The sequence below is a fragment of the Agrobacterium sp. P15N1-A genome (genome assembly GCF_044626815.1).
In the GTDB taxonomy this organism is placed as follows: Bacteria; Pseudomonadota; Alphaproteobacteria; order Rhizobiales; family Rhizobiaceae; genus Agrobacterium; species Agrobacterium leguminum.
This window is the reverse complement of record NZ_JBIUPF010000003.1, coordinates 210,120-230,454: the sequence shown is the minus strand read 5'-3', so window position 1 is coordinate 230,454 and position 20,335 is coordinate 210,120. Positions and strand designations below refer to the sequence as shown.

Below are 20,335 nucleotides of genomic sequence, written 5' to 3'. Positions count from 1 at the left end.
TGCGAAATCTGCTGTTCTTGAAGGGTCCTGCCAATGGTGGCGGCTGATACATTTCTGTTTTCGCTGAGCAATCTCAGCTCTCTCGGCACCGGCATCCTGATGGCGATGGCGGGCATGCTTTATCTCACGCTCACCATTCGCGGACTGATCACCGCAATGCGTCATGGATAAGGCTCTCGACACAAAACGCCACCGGTTCAGGCGCAATCTCACCACGGCGCTCGTTGTCGCCTCGGCGGCGCTCGTCGCAGCGGTTGGCATAGCCCCGTTCGTCTTCCTGATCTGGATGATTAGAACCGTTGCACGGTGGCTGGGGCTTTTCATCGGTTTTTAAGGAGTTCAAGCGCGAACACGCGACGCTCGCCGCAACCGGCTGAGCGGGGAAGGCCCGGCGGACTGGCAGTACGCCGGGCCTTCTTTTTTGTAAACAGGGGCTTAGCGCAATAACGCCTGCGCCTCCTCGATGCCGAGTGCCGCCGGCTGGGTGCAGGTCGTCCTCATCTCGATGAAGCGCCCCTCCTCGCCTGACTTCAGGATCGAGGTCATCACATCGATGCCGTGCAATGAGCGGTCGAGCGAGCAGCGGGCATCGCGGCCTTCCAGAAGCGCAATCGCCATATCGGCAAGGCCCGCCGTACGGTAATTGGCGCGCGGCCCGTTCGGGCTTTCCTGATTGGCGATGCCGAAAGGATGCGCCCAGTCTTCCAGCGGCTGGATATTCTTGTCGCGACCGCTCATCTCCACCACGCCGCCGAAGAAGTTCGGATCCGGCACGTAGATCGAGCCTTCCGTGCCGTAAAGCTCCATATTGGCATGGCGATGCGACCAGACATCCCAGCTGGCCGAAAGCGTGATCGTCGCGCCGTTCACGAATTCCAGCAGGGCATGGATATTGGTCGGCGTTTCGACCGGGATGATTTCGCCGTTCAACGGCTGGCTGGTCACCGTACGGGTCGGATTTGCCATGCTGGTCAGAGCACCGACGCGCTTCACCGGGCCGATGAGGTTGATGAGATTGGCGACGTAATAGGGACCGAGATCGAGGATCGGCCCGCCGCCCTTCAGGAAGAAGAAGCCCGGATTGGGGTGCCACATCTCCATGCCGGGGCTCATCACATGGCAGGTGCCTGACGTGATGCGCCCGACCTTGCCGTCATCGATATATTGCCGGGCAAGCTGATGCGCGCCGCCGAGGAACGTGTCCGGCGCGCAGCCGACGGACAGCTTCTTTTCGCGGGCGATGCGCCGCAGCTCCTCGCCTTCCTCCAGCGAAAGCACCAGCGGCTTTTCCGAATAGACGTGCTTGCCCGCCTCGAGGGCGGCTTTCGACACCGGAAAATGTGCGGCGGGAATGGTGAGGTTCACCACCACGTCGATATCCTTGTTGGCGAGCAGTTCCTCGATGGACTGCGCGACAACACCGAATTCTTCCGCCCTCAACTCCGCAGCATTGCGGTTGAGGTCGGCGCAGGCTAGCACCTTGATGCCCTTGAAGAGCGGTGCCAGCGAGAAATAAGCAGACGAGATATTGCCGCATCCGATGATGCCGACGCCAAGATCCCTGGCCATGATGGAAACTCCGAAAATTGAAATTTAGTAGGTTTTGAAAGATGCGATCGAACGGGTGATCAGTCGGTCGATATCCTTCGGATTGTCGTGCTCGACCACGAAATGTTTGGTGGCCGATTTCGCCTTCAGCGCCGCGACGAGGCCCTTCCAGTCCACTGTACCATGACCGACATCGGCCCAGCCATCCTCATCCGCATTCTCGCCTGCCGGTGCGATATCCTTCACATGTACCGCAGTAATGCGCTTGCCGTAGCTCTCGATCCAGGCGAGCGGATCGGCATTGCCGCGAATGATCCAGGCGATATCCGCCTCCCATTTCAGGTCCGGGCCACCGGCAAAGATTTGCTCCTGTGGGGTGGAACCGTCGCCAAGCGTCTTGAACTCGAAATCATGGTTATGCCAACCGAAAACCAGCCCGGCATCCACGAAGGGCTTGCCGGCTTCCTGCAGACGCTTGCCGAAAGCGAACCAGCCTGCGGCATCTGTCGGGCGCTGGTCAGGCATCAGATAAGGGCAATAGATCGCCTCCACGCCCAGAACCTTGGCAATATTGAGCGCCTTTTTCGGATCGCCTTCCAGAAGGTCGAGGCCGAAATGGCCGGTCGGCATGGCAAGGCCATTGGCGTCGAGTTCGGCGCGCAGGCCTTTCAAACCGGCATCATCCAGCGAAGCGTACATCGCGCCATAACCTTCGACATGTTTATAACCCGCCGCCGAAAGCTTCTTCAGAATATCGGAAAAAGGCTGGAAATTACGGGCGCTGTAAAGCTGGAAACCGAGTTCTGTCATTGTCTCCTCCATAGAGATCGGGGTCTTGGGATTGTGTGTGGGGGTAAATCGAAGCTGTTCTAGAGCCGGTCCTCGCTTTGCGCGTCGAACAGCGAGGCCATCGTCATGTCGAGGCCGAGGCGCACCTTGGTGCCGGGTGAAAACCGCCTGTGGCCACCGACACGCACGGACATGGTATGCCCGGCATGTTTCAGCCAGATCAGATTATCCGCACCCATCGGCTCCTCGATATCGACAATCGCCTCGTGCACTTCACCGCCGACGATATCGGCATCGACGCGCACATGTTCGGGGCGAACGCCCAGAACCACGGCGCGGCCGGCGGCAAGCGGCGTTTCCGAATGATAACCGTCCAGCGCGAAAGTCACGCCATTGGTGGTGAAGACCACCTTGCCGTCCTTTTCGATCAGCTCGCCGCGCAGGAAATTCATGGAAGGCGAGCCGATGAAACCGGCGACGAAGAGGTTTCGCGGCTTGTTGTAAATGGTGACGGGATCGGCGAGCTGCTGGATGACGCCGCTCTTCATGATGGCGATGCGGTCCGCCAGCGTCAGCGCCTCGATCTGGTCATGCGTCACATAGATCATGGTGTTCTTCAGCGACTGGTGCAGCCGCTTGATTTCGACGCGCAGTTCCGAGCGCAGCTTGGCATCGAGGTTGGAGAGCGGCTCGTCGAACAGGAACACATCCACATCCCGCACCAGCGCCCGGCCGATGGCCACACGCTGGCGCTGGCCGCCGGAAAGCTCGGCCGGCTTGCGTTTCAGCAGCGGCTCGATCTGCAATATGCCAGCCGCCCTTTTGACGCGGCGGTCGATCTCCTCTTTCGGCACCTTGGCGACCTGAAGGCCGAAGGACAGGTTCTTCTCCACCGTCATCTGCGGATAAAGCGCATAGGACTGGAACACCATGCCAATGCCGCGATCCTTCGGCTCTTCCCAGGTGACGTTGCGGTCCTTGATGAAGATTTGCCCATCGGTCGGCTCCAGAAGGCCGGCGATGCAATTGAGAAGGGTCGACTTGCCGCAGCCGGAAGAGCCGAGCAGCACGAGGAATTCGCCGTCGTAAATATCGAGATTGAGGTCTTTCAGCACGGTAACGGCGCCGAAGGACAGGGAAAGATCGCGAATGGAAACGCTTTTGTTCATATAGCTCAACCTTTTACTGCGCCGGCAGCAATGCCGCGGACGAAAAGCCTGCCGGAGACGAAATAGACGATCAGCGGCACGGCCCCGGTCAGAAGCGTGGCGGCCATGTTGACGTTGTATTCCTTCACGCCCTGCACGGAGTTGACGATGTTATTGAGCTGCACCGTCATCGGGTAATATTCCGGCCGCGTGAACACCACGCCGAACAGGAAGTCGTTCCAGATGCCGGTCACCTGCAGGATCATCGCCACGACGAAGATCGGCAGCGACATGGGCAGCATGATGCGGAAATAGATCTGCCAGAAATTGGCGCCATCGATGCGCGCCGCCTTGAACAGTTCTTCCGGCAGCGAGGCGAAGTAATTGCGGAACAGCAGCGTCAGGATCGGCATGCCGAAGATGGTATGCACAATGACGAGACCGGTTAACGTACCGTATATGCCAAGTTCGCGCAGCACGATGACAATCGGATAGATCATCACCTGATAGGGAATGAAGGCGCCGATGATGAGGATCGAGAAGAACAGTTCCGATCCCTTGAACTTCCAGTTCGCCATGGCATAGCCGCTGACGGAGGCGACGATGATCGAGATCACCACCGAAGGCACGAGGATGCGCACCGAATTCCAGAAGCCGCGTGAAAGCCCGTCGCAGTTCAGGCCCGTGCAGGCATTGGCCCAGGCCTTCACCCAGGGCTCGAAAGTGATTTCCACCGGCGGCGCAAAGATGTTGCCGAGCCGGATTTCCGGCATGCCTTTCAGAGAGGTGACGACCATCACGTAAAGCGGCAGCAGGTAATAGGCGGCAGCCACGATGAGCGTGCCGTAAAGAATGATGTTGCGGCGGGAAAAGGTTTTCCTCGGCCTCTTGCCGCGCGGGCCGGAAAGGTCCGGGGCAACCGCATCGCTGGCGGCGACAACCGTGTTCAATGTGCTGATATTAGCCACGCTTCTTGCCTCCGAATTCGAGGTAGGCCCATGGAATGATGATGATCGCGACCGTCAGGAGCATCATTGTCGAGGCGGCGAAGCCCTGCCCCAGATTCTGCGCCTGGAACATGTAGTCATAGACATATTTCGCCGGCACTTCGGACGCGATGCCTGGCCCGCCGCTCGTCTGCGCCACCACCAGATCGTAAACCTTGACGATGCCGCTGGCGATGATGACCAGCGTGGTGATGAAGACCGGCCGCATCATGGGAATAATGATGAGAATATAGGTCTTCCACATCGGAATGCCGTCGACGCGTGCCGCCTTCCAGATGTCCTCGTCAATGCCGCGAAGGCCCGCCAGCATCAGGCACATGACGAGCCCCGTGCCCTGCCAGAGCGCCGCGATCAGAATGCCGTAGATGACAATCTGGGAATTATAGAGCGGATCGAAGGTGAAACTTTCCCAGCCCATCGAGCGGACGACGGACTGGATGCCGAATTCCGGGTTCAGCAGCCATTGCCAGACGAGACCGGTGACGATGAAGGACAGGGCGAAAGGATAGAGGAAAATGGTGCGGAAGGTGTTTTCGAAACGAATTTTCTGATCCATCAGCGCCGCCAGCACGAAGCCGATGACGAGGCTGAAGATCAGCGACAGCACACCGTAGATCGCCAGATTCTGGATGGACACGATCCAGCGTGGTGCTGCCCACAAACGCTCATATTGATCGAAACCGATAAAGCTCGCGCGCGGCAGAAGCTTGGAATTGGTGAAGGAATAAACCACTGTCCAGATCGTGCCGCCGAGGAAGATCACCATGGCGGTCAGTATCATGGGAATGGAGGCAATCTTGGAATTGAGATTGCGGAAAAGCTGGTTGGGGCGCCCCGAGCGCGCTTGACCTGCCATGTTACCTCCTCCTGTAACGTTACAGTCAACGGTCAGGCAAAAGCCTCACCGCATGAAACCCCTGCCCGTGCTGGTGATTGTTGCACAGGCAGGACGCTGGAAAGGAAAGCGGCGAACCGCTTTCCCACCCGGAGAGATCACAATCAGTCCGCCGAACCGATAATGTCCGCGAAGCGCTTCTGCCCGTCTTCCGCCGACATCGAGCCCGCGAAGAATTCCGCCATCAGGTCTTCCTTCTGTTTCTGCGTATCGGCGGAAATCAGCTGGTCGGTGCTGGTCAGGGCATTGCCCTTGGCCAGAATTCCCAGACCCTTTTTCATGCAGTCATTGGCTGCATTCAGATCGACGTCGCCGCGGATCGGCAGCGAGCCTTTCTTCAGGTTAAAGGCCACCTGCGTTTTTGGATCGACGATGGTTGCGGCGAGAACGTCCTGCGCCTTGGTTTTCGCCTCGTCCTTCAAAACAGGGAAATAAAAGGCGTCGCCACCCGTGGTGAGATATTCACTGAGGCCAAGACCGGGAAGGCAGGAATAATCCGTGCCGGCTTTCTGGTTGGCCAGCTGGAATTCACCCTGCGCCCAGTCACCCATGATCTGGCCGCCGGCCTTGCCGGTGATGACCATGTTGGTGGCCTGGTTCCAGTCCTGAACATTGGTGCCCTTGGCCATGTCGCGCGCCTCGACGGCAGCCGCGAAAATCTTCGCCATATCGGGCCCGGCTGCCGCCTCGGCATCCTTGTCGCCATAGACCTTCTGATAAAGGTCCTTGCCGCCGATCGAAAGCGTCAGCGTGTCGAACAGGCCGTTGGCCTGCCATGCCTGCCCACCCAGCGCGAGCGGCTGGATGCCGGCCTTTTTTAGCGCCGGCGCGGCGGCGACAAATTCCGTCCAGTTCTTCGGAACTTCGACGCCCGCCTTCTTGAAGGCTTCATTGGAAAGCCACAGCCATTGCCAGGAATGGATGTTGACCGGCGCGCAGTAAATCTTGCCGTCGATGGTGCAGCTGTCGAGCAGGCTTGCCGGCTTGATGACGTCCTTCCAGTTGCCCTTTGCGGCAACATCGGACAGGTCGCGCATCAGGCCTGCCTGCACCAACTCTTCCGCCTGACGGCCGTGGTTGAACTGGGTCGCGCCCATCGGGTCGCCGCCGGTGATGCGGCTGATCATGATCGGACGGGCCGTGCCACCCGAACCGGCAATCGCGCCATCCACCCATTTGTTGCCGGTAGCGTCGAAAGCCTTGGCCAGTTCGGCCACCGCTGCGGCTTCGCCGCCCGATGTCCACCAATGGGTCACCTCAAGATCGGTGGCCCCGGCGATACCCGCCGGAATCATCACGCTGGCCAAAAAGGCCGCAGAAATAACACGCATTCGCATGAGTCTCCTCCCTCACTGAAACGTTGCAGTTGGAACGTATGCGAAGATTTTTGATTAGGCAACCGCCTAAAATACGAATCTCACAGCGCCCGCAGGAGGCATTTGAACTATTGGAAAATGCGCCGGATAGGTATGCGGCACAGGGGATTGCGCTGCGTAATCCACACGCAATGCCAGTCGCTTACAAAACTTCGCAGCGAGTAAAACAGGTGAAGAGACCATGAAGCGCTGGCATATTCTTTTGGTCATCGGATTAACCGGCGTCGCATCGCTTTTATTGGCGACATTTGAGCAGCTTGTACCGGGACAGCAAGTTTCATTCGGAATGCGCCTGCTGATCCTCATCCAGCCGGCAATACTGACCATTGCGGCGGTAGCAACCGGTCAGGCTCTGACCGCAAAACTCGGGCTTGGCGCCCCCTTGGTCGATAGCTGGCTGACGGGCGACAACCCGCGCGCGGTGCTGCGAACACAGGTGCCGCCCTCGCTGACAGTGGGCATTGCCGTCGGCCTGCTGATGATCGCCTATTCATCGGCGATCCTGCCATCGGTCGCGGATGCGGCCGCCGTGGCAAAAATGACCGCTTTTAACGTCCCGCTGGCGACCCGGATTCTCTATGGCGGGATCACGGAAGAGCTATTGACCCGATGGGGCCTGATGTCGTTTTTCGCCTGGGCGCTTTGGCGCGTGACCGGAAGGGGACAGATTCGACCGGTGATTTTGTGGGCCGCCATCCTTATGGCGGCGGCACTCTTCGCCGCTGGTCATCTGCCGTTTCTGTTTGCGATTGTCGCTCGGCCGCAGGCGGCGCTGATCCTTGCAGTCCTGCTCACCAATTTTATCCCCGGCCTGCTGTTCGGATGGCTGTTCTGGCGTCGGGGGCTGGAGGCGGCGATGCTGTCGCATGCCCTTGCCCATTGCGTGAACGCGCTGACCGCCTGAGCCGAAAAGGCGAGCCGGACAACTATCCGCCTCACCTACTCTAAACCTTCGGAGCTGGCGGCAATTCTATTGCCTTTTATAATCGTCCTCGATGCGGATGACATCATCCTCGCCGATATAGGCTCCGGTCTGGATTTCGACCAGTTCGAGCGGGATCTGCCCCTCATTGGCAAGCCGGTGCGGCTGGCCGATCGGGATATAGACCGACTGGTTTTCCGTCAGCAACTTCGTTTCTTCGCCGATCGTCACCGTCGCCGTGCCCTTGACGACGATCCAGTGTTCCGAGCGGTGATAGTGTTTCTGAAACGAGATGCGATGGCCGGGGTCGACCGTGATGTGGCCAACCCGGTAACGCTCGTCCACATACATGTGTTCGATATAACCCCAGGGGCGATAGACGCGCTTGTGGCTCTGCGTCTGCGGTGCATGTTCGCCGTCCTTCAGCGTCTCCACCAGGCCCTTCACATCCTGCACCCGGTTTTTCGGCACCACCAGAACCGCATCCTTGGTGGCCACCACCACCATGTCTTTGGCGCCAACCACCGTGGTCAGCAATTGCGTCGAATGGATGAGGCAGCCTTCGGAATCGATGAAGACGCCGTTGCCTTCCAGCGCATTGTCGTTGCCGCGCTTGTCGGCAATTTCCCAGATGGCATCCCAGCTGCCGATATCCGACCAGCGGAAATGGCCATGCACCACCGCCATGCGTTTGGTCTTCTCGATCACGGCATAGTCGATGGAGTTCTTCGGGGAAGCCTCGAAGCTTGCCTGATGCAGGCGCACGAAACCGAGGTCGCTTTCATATTGCTCGACCGCCTGCGTCACCGCCGCCAGAATCTCCGGGGCGAAGGCCTTCAGTTCGGCGATCATCACATCGGAGCGGAACAGGAAGTTGCCGGAATTCCAGAGATAACCTTTTTCCAGATAGGAGATCGCCGTCTTCATATCCGGCTTTTCCACGAAGGCGTCGACGGTGCTCAAGTCTTTTTCGCCATCGATCGCATCACCCGGCTTGATATAGCCGTAGGAGGTGCGCGGTTCGGTCGGCACCAGGCCGAAGACGACGATATTGCCCTGATCGGCGGCTTTTGCGCCGAGTTTCACGGCGTCGGAGAACTTGTCGGCATCGAGCACCACATGGTCGGCGGCAAGCGCCAGCACCAGACATCCAGGCTCGCGGCGCTCGGCCAGCACGGCGGCGGCGGCCATGGCGGCGGCGCTGTCGCGGCGGGCGGGCTCCAGCACCACGGTTGCCGGCAGATCGATCTCTTCGGCCTGACGGCGGGCGAAGAAACGGAAATCCTCGTTGGTGATCACCAGCGGCTCGGCATAAAGGCCCTTGTCGCCCACCCGCTGCAGCGTCTGCTGATAGGTCGAAAGATTGCCGACCAGCGGCTGGAACTGCTTGGGCAATTGATCGCGCGATACCGGCCAAAGCCGCGAACCAGCACCGCCAGCAAGAAGAACCGGCGTGATCTTTCGAGAGTGTTCCTTCACAATAAAACCTTTCCAACTCTAAAAATTTCCCGGTGCGCCGGACAATATACATATTTCGAAATACCGCCATCATCGGTTCACGGGCGGATAAGCGCAAGCTCATAAATTCGCCTTGTGAAAGCTTGGTGAACGGCGGGGCATTTGCCGGCAGGCCCGTTTTCCTAACGCAAGGGGGAGTGCGAGGTTCCGCACGGAATGGCCGCTCAAAGTGACTGAGAGCAAAGCCCCCCCCCCCGGGACAAAGCCCTGCGCTTCATTTTTCAGAGCGATGAGCCGAGCCCGCCAATCCTATCGGCAAAGCCTTTGACACGAACAACGGGAATTAATCGATTAAATCGGCCGCAAATTTCATCACGCTTAAATTTGCTGCACTGAACAACATTCAAGGCTTGGCAGGCCCGCGAAAAATACAATAACAACGGCGGATATTTTTACACTGTTATCGACACGAAAGCAGGCTCAGCCCATGTCCGACACGACGAAACCCGCCAGCACAAGAACATCGGTTACGGATCAGGAAGCCCTGGATTTCCACGCGGAAGGCCGACCGGGGAAACTGGAAATCACCCCGACCAAACCGATGGCGACGCAGCGGGATCTGTCGCTTGCCTATTCGCCGGGCGTGGCCGTGCCGGTGAAAGCCATCGCCGAAAATCCGGCGACCGCTTACGACTATACCACGCGCGGCAACATGGTTGCGGTCATCTCCAACGGCACGGCCATCCTCGGTCTCGGCAATCTCGGGGCGCTCGCCTCCAAGCCGGTCATGGAGGGTAAGTCCGTTCTCTTCAAGCGGTTCGCCGATGTCGATTCCATCGATCTCGAGGTCGATACCGAAGACGCCGATGAGTTCATCAACTGCGTGCGCTACCTCGGCCCCTCCTTCGGCGGCATCAATCTGGAAGACATCAAGGCGCCGGAATGTTTCATCATCGAAAGCCGCCTGCGCGAGCTGATGGACATTCCCGTCTTCCATGACGACCAGCACGGCACCGCCATCATCGCCGCTGCCGGCCTCATCAACGCCATCGAACTGACGGGCCGCGACTTCAAGACCACCAAGCTCGTCTGCAACGGCGCGGGTGCGGCGGCAATCGCCTGTATGAACCTCATCAAGGCCATGGGTTTCAACCCTGAAAACATCACGCTCTGCGATACCAAGGGCGTGATCTATCAGGGCCGTACCGAAGGCATGAACCAGTGGAAATCCGCACACGCGGTGAAAACCAACAACCGCACGCTGGCGGAAGCCATGAAGGGCGCGGATGTGGTCTTCGGCCTCTCCCAGAAGGGCGCTTTCAGTGAAGAGATGATCCGCTCCATGGCGCCGAAGCCGATCATCTTCGCCATGGCCAATCCGGACCCGGAAATTACGCCGGAAGAAGTGTCGCGCATCCGCGACGACGCCATCATGGCGACCGGACGTTCGGACTACCCGAACCAGGTCAACAACGTCCTCGGCTTTCCCTATATCTTCCGCGGCGCGCTCGATGTCCGCGCCAGCCAGATCAACGACGCTATGAAGATCGCGGCGGCACAGGCGCTCGCCGATCTGGCCCGCGAGGATGTTCCTGACGACGTAGCTGCCGCCTATCAGGGCAACCGCCCGCGCTTCGGATCGCAATATATCATTCCGGTCCCTTTCGATCCGCGCCTGATCTCGGCCATTCCGGTGGCCGTGGCGAAAGCCGCCATCGAAACCGGCGTCGCCCGCCGGGAGCTGCCCGACCTCGACGCTTATGCCCGCGAGCTTTCCGCCCGCCGCGACCCGATGGCTTCCACCACGCAGCGCCTTTACGAGCGGGTGCGCCGCTCGCCGAAGCGGGTCGTTTTTGCGGAAGCCGAAGAAGAACAGGTCATGCGCGCGGCGATTTCCTTCACCGCGCAGGGCCTCGGCACCGCCATCCTGCTCGGCCGTGACGATATCATCAAGGCCAATGCGGAACGCGCCGGCATCGATCTCGACCGTGCCAATATCGAGATCACCAACGCCCGCCTTTCCAGCCGCGTCGATGCCTATGTCGATTATCTTTATGCGCGTTTGCAGCGCGGCGGTTTCCTGCTGCGCGACGTGCAGCGTCTGGTTCACAACGACCGCAACCATTTCGCCGCCTGCATGGTGGCTATGGGCGATGCGGACGCCGTGGTCACCGGCGTTACCCGCAACTACTCCACGGCGCTGGAGGATATCCGCCGCTGCATCAACACCAAGCCCGGCCATCGCGTCATCGGCGTTTCGCTGGTGGTCTCGCGCAACCGCACCGTCTTCGTTGCCGATACCGCCGTGCACGACATGCCGAACGCGGAAGACCTGGCCGATATCGCCGAAGAGGCAGCCGGCCTCGCCCGCCGTTTCGGTTACGAGCCGCGCGTTGCCATGCTCGCCTACTCCACCTTCGGCCAACCGACCGGCGAACGCTCCGACAAGGTGCGCGAGGCCGTGAAAATCCTCGACAGGCGCAATGTCAATTTCGAGGTCGACGGCGAAATGTCGGCCGATGTGGCGCTCAACCATCACCGCATGCAGAGCCAGTATCCTTTTGCCCGGCTTTCCGGCCCGGCCAATGTGCTGGTCATGCCCGCCATCCATTCCGCCTCCATCTCCACCAAGATGCTGCAGGAACTGGGCGGCGCGACCGTCATCGGCCCGCTTCTCGTCGGCCTCGACAAATCGGTGCAGATCACCTCGATGGGTGCGAAGGACAGCGATATCGTCAACATGGCAGCAATCGCGGCCTATAATGCCGGACGATAAGAACAGGGCGTGCGGCTTTTTTCTTCTCCCCGCCGGGGAGAAGATGCCCCAAAGGGGCAGATGAGGGGGCAAGCTCTCCGCATATCGCTCGCCTCGCCCCCTCATCCCGCTGCCGCGACCTTCTCCCCCACGGGGAGAAGAGACAAGCCGGATGCGCTCGCTCCGCATGTGGCCATCCGGTCCTCAGCGACATCCGGACTACTCTCCCGCTCCTGACAAACCGGCACACAGCAAGGGAGGAAAAGAACAAGATTCTACAATTCAAAATTATTAGGATAATTTTTCTCCACAAAAGATTTATTGGAACCGGATTTTATTCATACTATTTTTCACGCAATGCCAATTCTCGCTCTTGGCGGGTGCCTCATGTAGTTTCCACCTACAATCAAAAGGAAATACCCATGGCCCTCTCTTTCTCCAAATTTGCAGCAAAACTCATTGCCGGAACCGTCGTCATCGCTTCGATGGCCACCGCCGCTCACGCGGATGCAACGCTTGACCGGATCAAAGGTCGCGGCAAGCTCACCGTCGGCGTCATCCTCTCCGGCGCGCCTTTCGGTTTCATCGATCCGAAGACGCAGGAGCAGAAGGGTCTCAACATCGATGTCGCCAAGGCGCTGGCCGCTGGCCTCGGTGTCGAGCTGGTCACCGAAACCGTGACCCCGCCCAACCGCGTGCAGTTCCTGCAGCAGGGCAAGGTCGATATTCTGATCGCCAACATGCAGTACACGGAAGAGCGCGCCAAAACGCTCGATTACGTACCGACCCCCTATGACCGCCAGGGCGGCGCCGCCATCGGCCGCAAGGACAGTGGCATCAAGGATTGGCCGGACCTGAAGGGCAAGATCGCCTGCGTTTCGCAAGGCTCCAACTACACCCAGCCGCTGATCGAGCAATATGGCGCGCAGGTAAAGGCGCTGCCGAGCCAGCCGGAATCGCTGCTGGCACTCAAGGGCGGCAATTGCGACGTCTCCGTTCACGTCAACGGCACGCTGAGCCTGATGCTTCAGGACCGCGCCGATGAGTGGAAAGATTACGGCATCCTCATCCCCACCGACCTCATCCCGTCGGATTCCGTGATCTGGCTGCGCAAGGGCGAAAGCGACACACAGGCCGCTCTCGACAAGATCGTCAAGGAACTGCACGCCTCCGGCAAGATGCTGGAATTCGCCAAGGCCAACCGTCTGCCGAGCATCGGCTATATGGAAGAGCAGCAGAAGAAGCTTTCGGCACAATAAGGGATCGGGCAACCCGCTCACTCCGTCACCCCGGACGGGATCCGGGGTCAAGCGTGATCAGGCTCCTGATCGCGAGAGACTCCTTCACGGCGCAGACGCGCCGTGGCTGGATGCCGGATCATCCTTGGCTTGTTCCGGGGACCGGCGTGACGCAAAGGCGGCTGCTATCATGGCGATTTCCCCTGACTATCGGGAACGGTCGGTTTCGCCCGCCGTTCTTTTCTGCTTTAAAGCAAGACAGGTCATTCTGGGGCCGCCTGCAGGGCGGCGCACCCGCGACAACAGCATGGATTTCCGATGCAGGATGGATTTACAGCGCGCTTCATAGAACTGGCCGCGCATCTCGGCCTCAACTATGACTTTCTGAACAGCGGTTACGAGGTTCAGATCTGGCTCGATGGCATGAAGATGACGTTGATCCTCGTCGCCGTCACTTTGCCGCTCAGCCTCGTCTTCGGCTTCATTTTCGCGGCCATGCTGACATCGGGCAAGACCTGGCTCGCCGGCCCCGTGCGCGCCTATGTGGAACTGACGCGCAACACGCCGACGCTGGTGCAGCTGATGTGCGGCTTCCTCGTGCTCAACATGCTGATTTCCAATGCGCTGGGCGGCGCGCAGAACAATCCGCTCACACCCTTTTTCTGGGTCGTCGCCATCACCGGCCTGCACATTGCCGCTTTCCATGCGGAAGCGTTGCGCGGCGGCATCGAGGCGGTGCCGGCCACCACCATCGAGGCGGCGCGTGCGATCGGTTTCAGTTCCTTCGAGATTTTACGCTATGTGGAGTTTCCGCTGGCGATCCGCACGGCGCTGCCCTCCATCATCAACAACCTCGTCAATCTGGTGAAGCTCACCACGGTCGGCTCGGCAATTGCGGTGGGTGAAATCACCTATGCCTCGATCCTGATCTGGACGCAGCGCGACAATGTGGTCGAGCTGATGATCGTCATCCTGATCTTCTTCAGCGTCATCAATTTTATCGTCGCAAGGGCCGGTCTGTGGCTTGAACGGCGTCTTGCGGTTCCGGGGTTCGGTCAATGAGTGCGGTGGTTTCTCCAACACAGGCGGTAAAGAAGCCGCCCTTCGGCACCATTCTGCTGCTCGGCGTGCTGATTGCCGTCGTGCTGTGGCTGATCCTCGATCCGTCGCTCGGTCAGGTGCTGCTGCAATGGCTGCCCTATCTGGCCAAGGGTTTTGCCATGAACGTGCTGATCAGCATCCTTGCGATAGCCATCGGCACCTTCATCGGCGTCCTCCTTGGCATCATGGAACTTGCGCCCTACCGTCTCGTACGTGCGCCCGCGCTCACCTATGTGCAGATATTCCGCAACGCCCCGCATCTGGTGCTGATCTTTGCCGCGACCTACATCTTCCCCTTCGAGATCGTCGCTTTCGGCAACTACATTCCCTTCCCGGACTGGATCAAGGCCGTCGTCGGTCTCGCCATTCCGGCCAGCGCCCATATCGCCGAAATCACCCGCGGGGCCATCCAGTCGATTCCGACGGCACAATGGGAAGCGGCACAGGGGCTGGGCTTTTCGCGCAACCAGACACTGCGCTGGATCATCCTGCCGCAATGCGTGAAGCGCTCGCTGCCGCCATGGATGAACCTCTATGCGTCGATCACCATGGGTACGGCGCTCGCCTCGCTGGTCGGCGTGCATGAACTTCTGCACGCCGCGACGGACGCCAGCACCGCCGTGCAGCGCAACGATTTCACCGTCGTGGTCTACCTCACCGTTCTGATGGCGTTCTTCCTGTTCTGCTATCCCGTCTCCCGTTTCACGCAGCGCCTTGAGCGGCGCTTCGCTTCCCGCTGATTGGAACAAGCCATGTCCGCACCCGCACCACAAACCGCCGCAAAAGCTCTGGTTGAACTGGAAGGCATACACCTGTCCTTCGGTGACAATCAGGTCCTGAAGGGCATCGACCTTACGGTCAACAAGGGCGACGCCGTCTCCATCATCGGCCCTTCCGGCTCCGGCAAGTCCACCATCCTGCGCTGCATCAACGGCCTGCTCATTCCGCAATCGGGCAAAATCACCGTCGGCGGCACCCGTGTCGACCAGCTGAAGACCGAGGCCGAGCGCATCGCGCTGCGCAAGCGCATCGGCATTGTCTTCCAGCAGTTCAACCTCTTTCCGCATCTGACGGTGATGGAAAACATTACCATCGCGCCGATCAAGATTCTCGGTACGCCGAAGGCTGAAGCCGAGCGCCATGCCCGCGAACTGCTGGAAAAAGTCCGTCTTTCCCAAAAGGTCGATGCCTATCCCGGCCAGCTTTCCGGCGGCCAGCAGCAGCGTGTGGCGATTGCCCGCGCGCTTGCCATGCGGCCCGAACTGGTGTTGTTCGATGAGGTCACATCCGCGCTCGACCCGGAAACCGTGGGCGAAGTGCTCGCCGTCATCCGCGATCTCGTCAATGACGGCATGACGAGCATTCTCGTCACCCACGAAATGCGTTTTGCCGAAGAAATCAGCGACAATATCGTCTTCACCGAAAATGGCCTGATCGTCGATCAGGGCACGCCGGAGCACATCTTCTACAAGTCGACCAATCCGCGCATCAACGCCTTCGTCAAAGGTCTCGGCGGACAGGGCGCGCGGGTCAATGACGGCGAAGGGATTTGATGCCATGACCGCCGATGAAAAGCTCACCCTGCATCTTGCCGAAGCGATTGCCGCCTCCGATCCCCTGCGCGACGAGGAGGCGGTGGCCATCGCCCGCCCGGCGCTGATCGATTTTTTCGCCTGCGTGCTGGGCGGCGCTGCCGACAGAAGCACAAAAATCCTGATCGACAGCTTTACACCCGGCACATCAGGCACGGCGGGCATTATCGGCCATGATCTGCGCACGGATGCCTTCACCGCCGCCCTCATCAACGGTCACGCCGGGCATGTGCTTGATTATGACGATGTCCACGGCAGCGTGCGCGGCCACCCGACCGTCGCCATCATTCCCGCTTTGCTGGCTATCGCGGTCGAAGAGGGCTCCACGGCGGACGCCTTCGTCGCCGCCTATATCGTTGGGCTGGAAACCATGGCGCGTCTCGGCCTCTCGCTCGGCACCAGGCACTACGAAAACGGCTTCCACGCCACCGCCACCCTCGGCCCCATCGGTGCCGCGGCGGCAATTGCCCATCTCCTGAAATTCGATCCGCAGACTACGGCCGTTGCGCTCGGCCTCGCCGCCACGCAATCGGCAGGGCTTCGCCTGCAATTCGGCTATGACGCCAAGCCGCTGCATGCCGGGCTCGCCACGCGCGCCGGCCTTACCGCCGCGCGGCTGGCGCGATCGGGCTTTCAGGGCGCGCCGGATTTTCTGGAAAACCCCATCGGCTTTTATTCCGCCTTCGCCTTCGGCGCCGAGCAGCCGAAACGCGTTCTCTCCGGCTGGGGCGCACCCTGGCAGATCGTCTCGCCCGGCCTCACCCTCAAGGCCTTTCCCTGCTGCACCGCCAGCCATCCCGTTGCCGTCGGCGCGCTGGCGCTGCGCAACAGCAGTGGTCTGACACCGGATGAGGTCGAGGCGGTCACCATCACCTTCCCGCCCGGCGGCGATGCCGCCCTCGTTGGACCGGCCACGCCCACGACCGGCATCGATGCGCGCTTCAGCGCCGAATACGTCTTTGCCGCAGCGCTTGCGGATGGGGCGCTCGGCATCGGCCATTTCGACGAACGTCCGACGCGCGCCGACCTGCTTGCCCTTTCCGCCAAAGTCTTACGCCGGCATGACGAGACCGCCCGCCGCCTCTCGCCCGATCCGACCACCCGGTTCGTGGTCATCGATGTGACGAAGAAGGACGGTACGGTGCTGTCGCGCCGTGTCGACGGCCTTCCTGGCATCGATGACCCGACCGAAAAATTTGCCGACGCGACCGGCGGCAATGAGAAGTTCGCCGGCATTCCGGCACTGGTGCGGTCCATGAAAACCGCAGCCGACCTCAGGAAGCTCGAAACGCTTCTGGTATCGAAAATATAACTCGACCGACATGAAGGCATGATCACCATGACCACCACGACACGCAAAAGACAGATGCATCTTGGCCTCTTCCTGCAGGGCGCCGGGCACCACGTTTCCGGCTGGCGTCACCCCGATGCGGAGGCCGGCAGCGAAAATTTCGATCTGCTCACCCGTGTTACGAAAATGGCCGAAGCGGCGAAATTCGACATGGTATTCCTCGCCGATGGCCTGACCAGCGGCGTCGACGCCCACCCCTCGATGATCGCCCGTTTCGAGCCGTTGACCCTGCTTGCCGCACTGGCCATGGTCACCGACAAGATCGGGCTGGCCGCCACCGCCTCCACCACCTATGGCGAGCCCTACCACACCGCCCGCGCCTTCGCTTCCATCGATCATCTGAGCCACGGCCGCGCGGCGTGGAATATCGTCACCACATCCTATGCCCGCACGGCGGCGAATTTTTCCAAGGATCATCCCGAGCATGACGAACGTTATGCGGTGGCGGAAGAATATGTGAATGTCGTTCGCGGCCTTTGGGACAGCTGGGATGACGATGCCTTCGTCAAGGACAAGCAGGCGGGCCGCTATGTCGACCCCGCAAAGGTCCATATCCTCAACCACGAAGGCAAATATTTCACGGTCAAGGGCCCGCTCAATATTCCGCGCTCGCCGCAGGGCCACCCGGTTCTCATCCAGGCCGGCTCTTCCGGGCCGGGGCAGGATCTCGCCGCCCGCACCGCCGATATCGTCTTCACCGCCCAGCAGGCGATTTCCGAAGCGCAGGCCTTCTATACCAGCCTCAAGGCGCGCGTGGAGAAGTTCGGCCGCGATCCGGCCAGTGTCGCCGTGATGCCCGGCTTCATGCCGATCATCGGCAGGAGTTTCGAAGAGGCCGGCGAAAAACTGAAGGAACTGAACCGCTGGACCGATATCAAGAGCGCCATGCCGCTGCTTGAAGAACGCATCGGCCACAGCCTCACTGATTACGATCTCGACGGCCCGCTGCCGGACCTGCCGATTTCCGACCAGCTGCGCAGCCGCGCCGAACTTCTGACCGAACTGGCGCGCCGCGAAAAGCTGACGATCCGGGAGCTGGCGCTGCGCGTCGCCGCCGGCCGCGGCCACCATATCGTCATGGGCACGGCCAAGGATGTGGCGGACCGGATGCAGGAATGGTTCGAAAACGGCGCGGCCGACGGTTTCAACGTCATGCCGCCCTTCTTCCCCGGCGGGCTGGAGGAATTCAATCGCGAGGTCGTTCCGCTCCTGCAGGAGCGCGGCCTGTTCCGCAAGGACTACGAGGGCTCGACACTGCGCGACCATCTCGGTATCGCAAGGCCGGCGCTGCGGTGAAAAAAGCCATGCGGATGCCCGTTCAAAGGCATCCGCATCCACCAAATCTCATTCTCAAGCTGAAGCGGGCCTGAGCCCGCTACTTTACGCGGCCGCCCGTGCCGACGTCTGGTCGCGCCGGGCCGTATTCGGAGTATCCGAGCGGGTGGACGATCCGTCTTCCCGCTGCACCGTACGGCGGTTCAGCTTGAACAGGCTGACAAGCTGCGCCAGCGCATCCGCACCCTGCGCCAGCGTCGTGCTGATGACCGTGGTGCGGGCGCTCATCGCCGCATTCTCCTGCGTCATCCGGTCTAGCCGGTTGACCGCCTTGTTGATCTCGCTGATGCCGACGGCCTGCTCGTCCGCCGCCTTGGCGATCATGTCGACATTGCCGTCAATGTGCCTGACCAGCGCGTCGATCTGCTTCAGCGCTTCGCCGGTTTCGCCCACCAGCCTGACGCCTTCCAGAACCTCGGTGCCGGAATTGTTGATCAGCGCCTTGATTTCCTTCGCGGCATTGGCGGAACGCTGCGCCAGCTCCCGCACTTCCTGCGCCACGACGGCAAAACCCTTGCCCGCTTCGCCCGCACGCGCGGCTTCCACGCCGGCATTCAGCGCCAGCAGGTTTGTCTGGAAGGCGATTTCGTCGATCACACCGATGATCTGGCTGATTTCCCGCGAGGCGGTCTCGATACGCTGCATGGCGTCGACCGTCCGCTCCACGACCTCGGTGGAGGCCACGGTGGATGTCCGCGCGCTCTGAACGAGCTTGCGCGTCTCTTTCATGTTTTCTGTCGACGAACGGACCGTCGCGGTGATTTCTTCGAGTGCTGCCGAAGTCTCCTCGAGCGCCACCGCCTGCTCACGCGAACGTTCGGCGAGATTGACGGAGGCTTCGCTGACTTCCTGGCTGCTGCGGGTCAGGTCTCCGGTCTGGCCGAGAACGTTTTCCAGCGTCTTCTGGAATTCAGCGATGGATTTATTGAAATCGCAACGCAGCCGCTCGAACTCGCCGACGAAGGGTTTGTCGAGCGTAATACGGATGTTGCATTGAGAAAGCCGCTCGAGCGCAGCACCAAGCTCCTCGACCGCATGCATCCGGTCCGTCACATCGAAAGCGAATTTGACCACCTTGAAGACGCGGCCCCGATCATCGATGATCGGATTATAGGAGGCCTGAATGAAGACGCGTTTTCCATCCTTGCCAAGGCGCATGAACTGCCCCGTCGAGAAGTGGCCCTTTCCGAGTTCCTTCCAGAAATCCCGATAGTCCTCAGACTGGGCATAGGCCGGTTCGCAGAACATCGAATGATGTTTGCCGATGATGTCTTCCGCCGTGTAACCGAGCGTCGCGAGGAAATTTTCGTTGGCGCTGAGGATTTTCCCGTCGGGCGTAAATTCGATCATGGCCTGCGCGCGGGAGAGCGCCGCCAGTTTCCCGTCATCCTCGGCGCTCTTGCGCTTGATCGAGGTGATGTCGGTTGCAATCTTGACCACCTTGTAGGGTTTACCGAAACGGAACACCGGATTGTAGGAAGCTTCGATCCAGATTTCGTCGCCATTCTTGGCCCGACGTCGATACTGGCCCTGATCGTATTCGCCACGCGACAGCTTCGCCCAGAAGCTCTTGTATTCGGGCGAGGCCGCATCTTCGGGAGACAGGAACATGCTGTGGGTACGCCCAACGATTTCGGATTGCTGATAGCCGACGGCCTTGCAGAAATTATCGTTCGCTTTCAAAATCTTGCCGGTCAGATCGAACTCGATGATGGCCTGTGAGCGGCTCAGTGCATCAAGCACGGCGGAAGCGTCCAGACCGAATTTGGAAAAGTGAGACATCTTTTTGAACCCCCAAACAGTAATCCATATGCAGACCT

18 protein-coding genes are annotated in these 20,335 nt (G+C 60.2%); 10 read left to right on the top strand and 8 right to left on the bottom strand.

Annotated elements, in window-relative coordinates:
- The first annotated feature begins 33 nt into the window (after positions 1 to 33).
- Together ACIK7D_RS12980 and ACIK7D_RS12975 are read left to right on the top strand one after the other, a co-directional pair.
- Entirely contained in the window at positions 34 to 171 is a 138-nt protein-coding gene (locus ACIK7D_RS12980) for a hypothetical protein (RefSeq protein ID WP_170985945.1), read from the top strand.
- The gene (locus ACIK7D_RS12975; protein WP_164865286.1) at positions 164 to 334 is read left to right on the top strand and encodes a hypothetical protein; all 171 of its coding nucleotides are present in this window, start codon (positions 164 to 166) and stop codon (positions 332 to 334) included. Before ACIK7D_RS12980 ends, ACIK7D_RS12975 begins: the two co-directional genes overlap by 8 nt.
- A gap of 101 nt (positions 335 to 435) precedes the next feature.
- Here the strand turns inward: ACIK7D_RS12975 and ACIK7D_RS12970 are convergent, their stop codons facing one another.
- The 6 genes from ACIK7D_RS12970 to ACIK7D_RS12945 form a co-directional block, all read right to left on the bottom strand.
- Positions 436 to 1,569, bottom strand: a complete 1,134-nt coding sequence (locus tag ACIK7D_RS12970; RefSeq protein ID WP_127755798.1) for a Gfo/Idh/MocA family protein — start codon at positions 1,567 to 1,569, stop codon at positions 436 to 438.
- Between the two features lie 24 nt (positions 1,570 to 1,593).
- Complete coding sequence (locus ACIK7D_RS12965) at positions 1,594 to 2,358, bottom strand: sugar phosphate isomerase/epimerase family protein (protein ID WP_400156499.1); 765 nt, start codon at positions 2,356 to 2,358, stop codon at positions 1,594 to 1,596.
- A gap of 59 nt (positions 2,359 to 2,417) precedes the next feature.
- Positions 2,418 to 3,506, bottom strand: a complete 1,089-nt coding sequence (locus ACIK7D_RS12960; RefSeq protein WP_080820951.1) for an ABC transporter ATP-binding protein — start codon at positions 3,504 to 3,506, stop codon at positions 2,418 to 2,420.
- 5 nt (positions 3,507 to 3,511) lie between these two features.
- Complete coding sequence (locus ACIK7D_RS12955) at positions 3,512 to 4,453, bottom strand: carbohydrate ABC transporter permease (RefSeq protein ID WP_400156498.1); 942 nt, start codon at positions 4,451 to 4,453, stop codon at positions 3,512 to 3,514.
- Entirely contained in the window at positions 4,446 to 5,348 is a 903-nt protein-coding gene (locus ACIK7D_RS12950; RefSeq protein ID WP_003525111.1) for a carbohydrate ABC transporter permease, read from the bottom strand. Before ACIK7D_RS12950 ends, ACIK7D_RS12955 begins: the two co-directional genes overlap by 8 nt.
- 143 nt (positions 5,349 to 5,491) lie before the next feature.
- Entirely contained in the window at positions 5,492 to 6,724 is a 1,233-nt protein-coding gene (locus tag ACIK7D_RS12945; RefSeq protein WP_400156497.1) for an ABC transporter substrate-binding protein, read from the bottom strand.
- 220 nt (positions 6,725 to 6,944) lie between these two features.
- Here ACIK7D_RS12945 and ACIK7D_RS12940 point away from each other — a divergent pair, with 220 nt between their 5' ends.
- A complete protein-coding gene (locus ACIK7D_RS12940) occupies positions 6,945 to 7,667 on the top strand; it encodes a CPBP family intramembrane glutamic endopeptidase (protein WP_400156496.1) in 723 nt (240 codons plus the stop codon).
- Positions 7,668 to 7,733: 66 nt separating this feature from the next.
- On the opposite strand, the gene ACIK7D_RS12935 is transcribed toward ACIK7D_RS12940, so the two are convergent.
- Positions 7,734 to 9,164: a mannose-1-phosphate guanylyltransferase/mannose-6-phosphate isomerase gene (locus ACIK7D_RS12935; protein WP_400156495.1), complete on the bottom strand. Its 1,431-nt coding sequence runs from the start codon at positions 9,162 to 9,164 to the stop codon at positions 7,734 to 7,736.
- Between the two features lie 466 nt (positions 9,165 to 9,630).
- On the opposite strand from ACIK7D_RS12935, the gene ACIK7D_RS12930 reads away from it, so the two are divergent.
- From ACIK7D_RS12930 to ACIK7D_RS12900, 7 genes are all read left to right on the top strand, one after another.
- Complete coding sequence (locus ACIK7D_RS12930) at positions 9,631 to 11,919, top strand: NADP-dependent malic enzyme (protein ID WP_400156494.1); 2,289 nt, start codon at positions 9,631 to 9,633, stop codon at positions 11,917 to 11,919.
- Positions 11,920 to 12,320: 401 nt separating this feature from the next.
- Positions 12,321 to 13,157 carry a transporter substrate-binding domain-containing protein gene (locus ACIK7D_RS12925; RefSeq protein WP_003524556.1) on the top strand — a complete coding sequence of 279 codons (837 nt, stop codon included), beginning with the start codon at positions 12,321 to 12,323 and terminating at the stop codon, positions 13,155 to 13,157.
- A gap of 297 nt (positions 13,158 to 13,454) precedes the next feature.
- Complete coding sequence (locus ACIK7D_RS12920; RefSeq protein WP_127755793.1) at positions 13,455 to 14,198, top strand: amino acid ABC transporter permease; 744 nt, start codon at positions 13,455 to 13,457, stop codon at positions 14,196 to 14,198.
- Positions 14,195 to 14,977, top strand: a complete 783-nt coding sequence (locus tag ACIK7D_RS12915; RefSeq protein WP_080819164.1) for an amino acid ABC transporter permease — start codon at positions 14,195 to 14,197, stop codon at positions 14,975 to 14,977. Before ACIK7D_RS12920 ends, ACIK7D_RS12915 begins: the two co-directional genes overlap by 4 nt.
- A gap of 12 nt (positions 14,978 to 14,989) precedes the next feature.
- Complete coding sequence (locus ACIK7D_RS12910) at positions 14,990 to 15,790, top strand: amino acid ABC transporter ATP-binding protein (protein WP_127755792.1); 801 nt, start codon at positions 14,990 to 14,992, stop codon at positions 15,788 to 15,790.
- Positions 15,791 to 15,794: 4 nt separating this feature from the next.
- A complete protein-coding gene (locus tag ACIK7D_RS12905; RefSeq protein ID WP_400156493.1) occupies positions 15,795 to 17,141 on the top strand; it encodes an MmgE/PrpD family protein in 1,347 nt (448 codons plus the stop codon).
- A gap of 18 nt (positions 17,142 to 17,159) precedes the next feature.
- Positions 17,160 to 18,476, top strand: a complete 1,317-nt coding sequence (locus tag ACIK7D_RS12900) for an LLM class flavin-dependent oxidoreductase (protein ID WP_400156492.1) — start codon at positions 17,160 to 17,162, stop codon at positions 18,474 to 18,476.
- Between the two features lie 84 nt (positions 18,477 to 18,560).
- Here ACIK7D_RS12900 and ACIK7D_RS12895 read toward each other — a convergent pair whose 3' ends face one another.
- On the bottom strand, positions 18,561 to 20,297 hold the full coding sequence (locus ACIK7D_RS12895; RefSeq protein ID WP_135397261.1) for a PAS domain-containing methyl-accepting chemotaxis protein: 1,737 nt from the start codon (positions 20,295 to 20,297) through the stop codon (positions 18,561 to 18,563).
- Positions 20,298 to 20,335 lie beyond the last annotated feature (38 nt).

Coding starts and splice junctions, on each gene's coding strand:
- ACIK7D_RS12950 (WP_003525111.1), bottom strand. CDS start 5,348: ATGGCAGGTCAAGCGCGCTCGGGGCGCCCCAACCAGCTTTTCCGCAAT.
- ACIK7D_RS12900 (WP_400156492.1), top strand. CDS start 17,160: ATGATCACCATGACCACCACGACACGCAAAAGACAGATGCATCTTGGC.
- ACIK7D_RS12895 (WP_135397261.1), bottom strand. CDS start 20,297: ATGTCTCACTTTTCCAAATTCGGTCTGGACGCTTCCGCCGTGCTTGAT.
- ACIK7D_RS12980 (WP_170985945.1), top strand. CDS start 34: ATGGTGGCGGCTGATACATTTCTGTTTTCGCTGAGCAATCTCAGCTCT.
- ACIK7D_RS12945 (WP_400156497.1), bottom strand. CDS start 6,724: ATGCGAATGCGTGTTATTTCTGCGGCCTTTTTGGCCAGCGTGATGATT.
- ACIK7D_RS12975 (WP_164865286.1), top strand. CDS start 164: ATGGATAAGGCTCTCGACACAAAACGCCACCGGTTCAGGCGCAATCTC.
- ACIK7D_RS12965 (WP_400156499.1), bottom strand. CDS start 2,358: ATGACAGAACTCGGTTTCCAGCTTTACAGCGCCCGTAATTTCCAGCCT.
- ACIK7D_RS12920 (WP_127755793.1), top strand. CDS start 13,455: ATGCAGGATGGATTTACAGCGCGCTTCATAGAACTGGCCGCGCATCTC.
- ACIK7D_RS12910 (WP_127755792.1), top strand. CDS start 14,990: ATGTCCGCACCCGCACCACAAACCGCCGCAAAAGCTCTGGTTGAACTG.
- ACIK7D_RS12915 (WP_080819164.1), top strand. CDS start 14,195: ATGAGTGCGGTGGTTTCTCCAACACAGGCGGTAAAGAAGCCGCCCTTC.
- ACIK7D_RS12960 (WP_080820951.1), bottom strand. CDS start 3,506: ATGAACAAAAGCGTTTCCATTCGCGATCTTTCCCTGTCCTTCGGCGCC.
- ACIK7D_RS12940 (WP_400156496.1), top strand. CDS start 6,945: ATGAAGCGCTGGCATATTCTTTTGGTCATCGGATTAACCGGCGTCGCA.
- ACIK7D_RS12905 (WP_400156493.1), top strand. CDS start 15,795: ATGACCGCCGATGAAAAGCTCACCCTGCATCTTGCCGAAGCGATTGCC.
- ACIK7D_RS12925 (WP_003524556.1), top strand. CDS start 12,321: ATGGCCCTCTCTTTCTCCAAATTTGCAGCAAAACTCATTGCCGGAACC.
- ACIK7D_RS12930 (WP_400156494.1), top strand. CDS start 9,631: ATGTCCGACACGACGAAACCCGCCAGCACAAGAACATCGGTTACGGAT.
- ACIK7D_RS12970 (WP_127755798.1), bottom strand. CDS start 1,569: ATGGCCAGGGATCTTGGCGTCGGCATCATCGGATGCGGCAATATCTCG.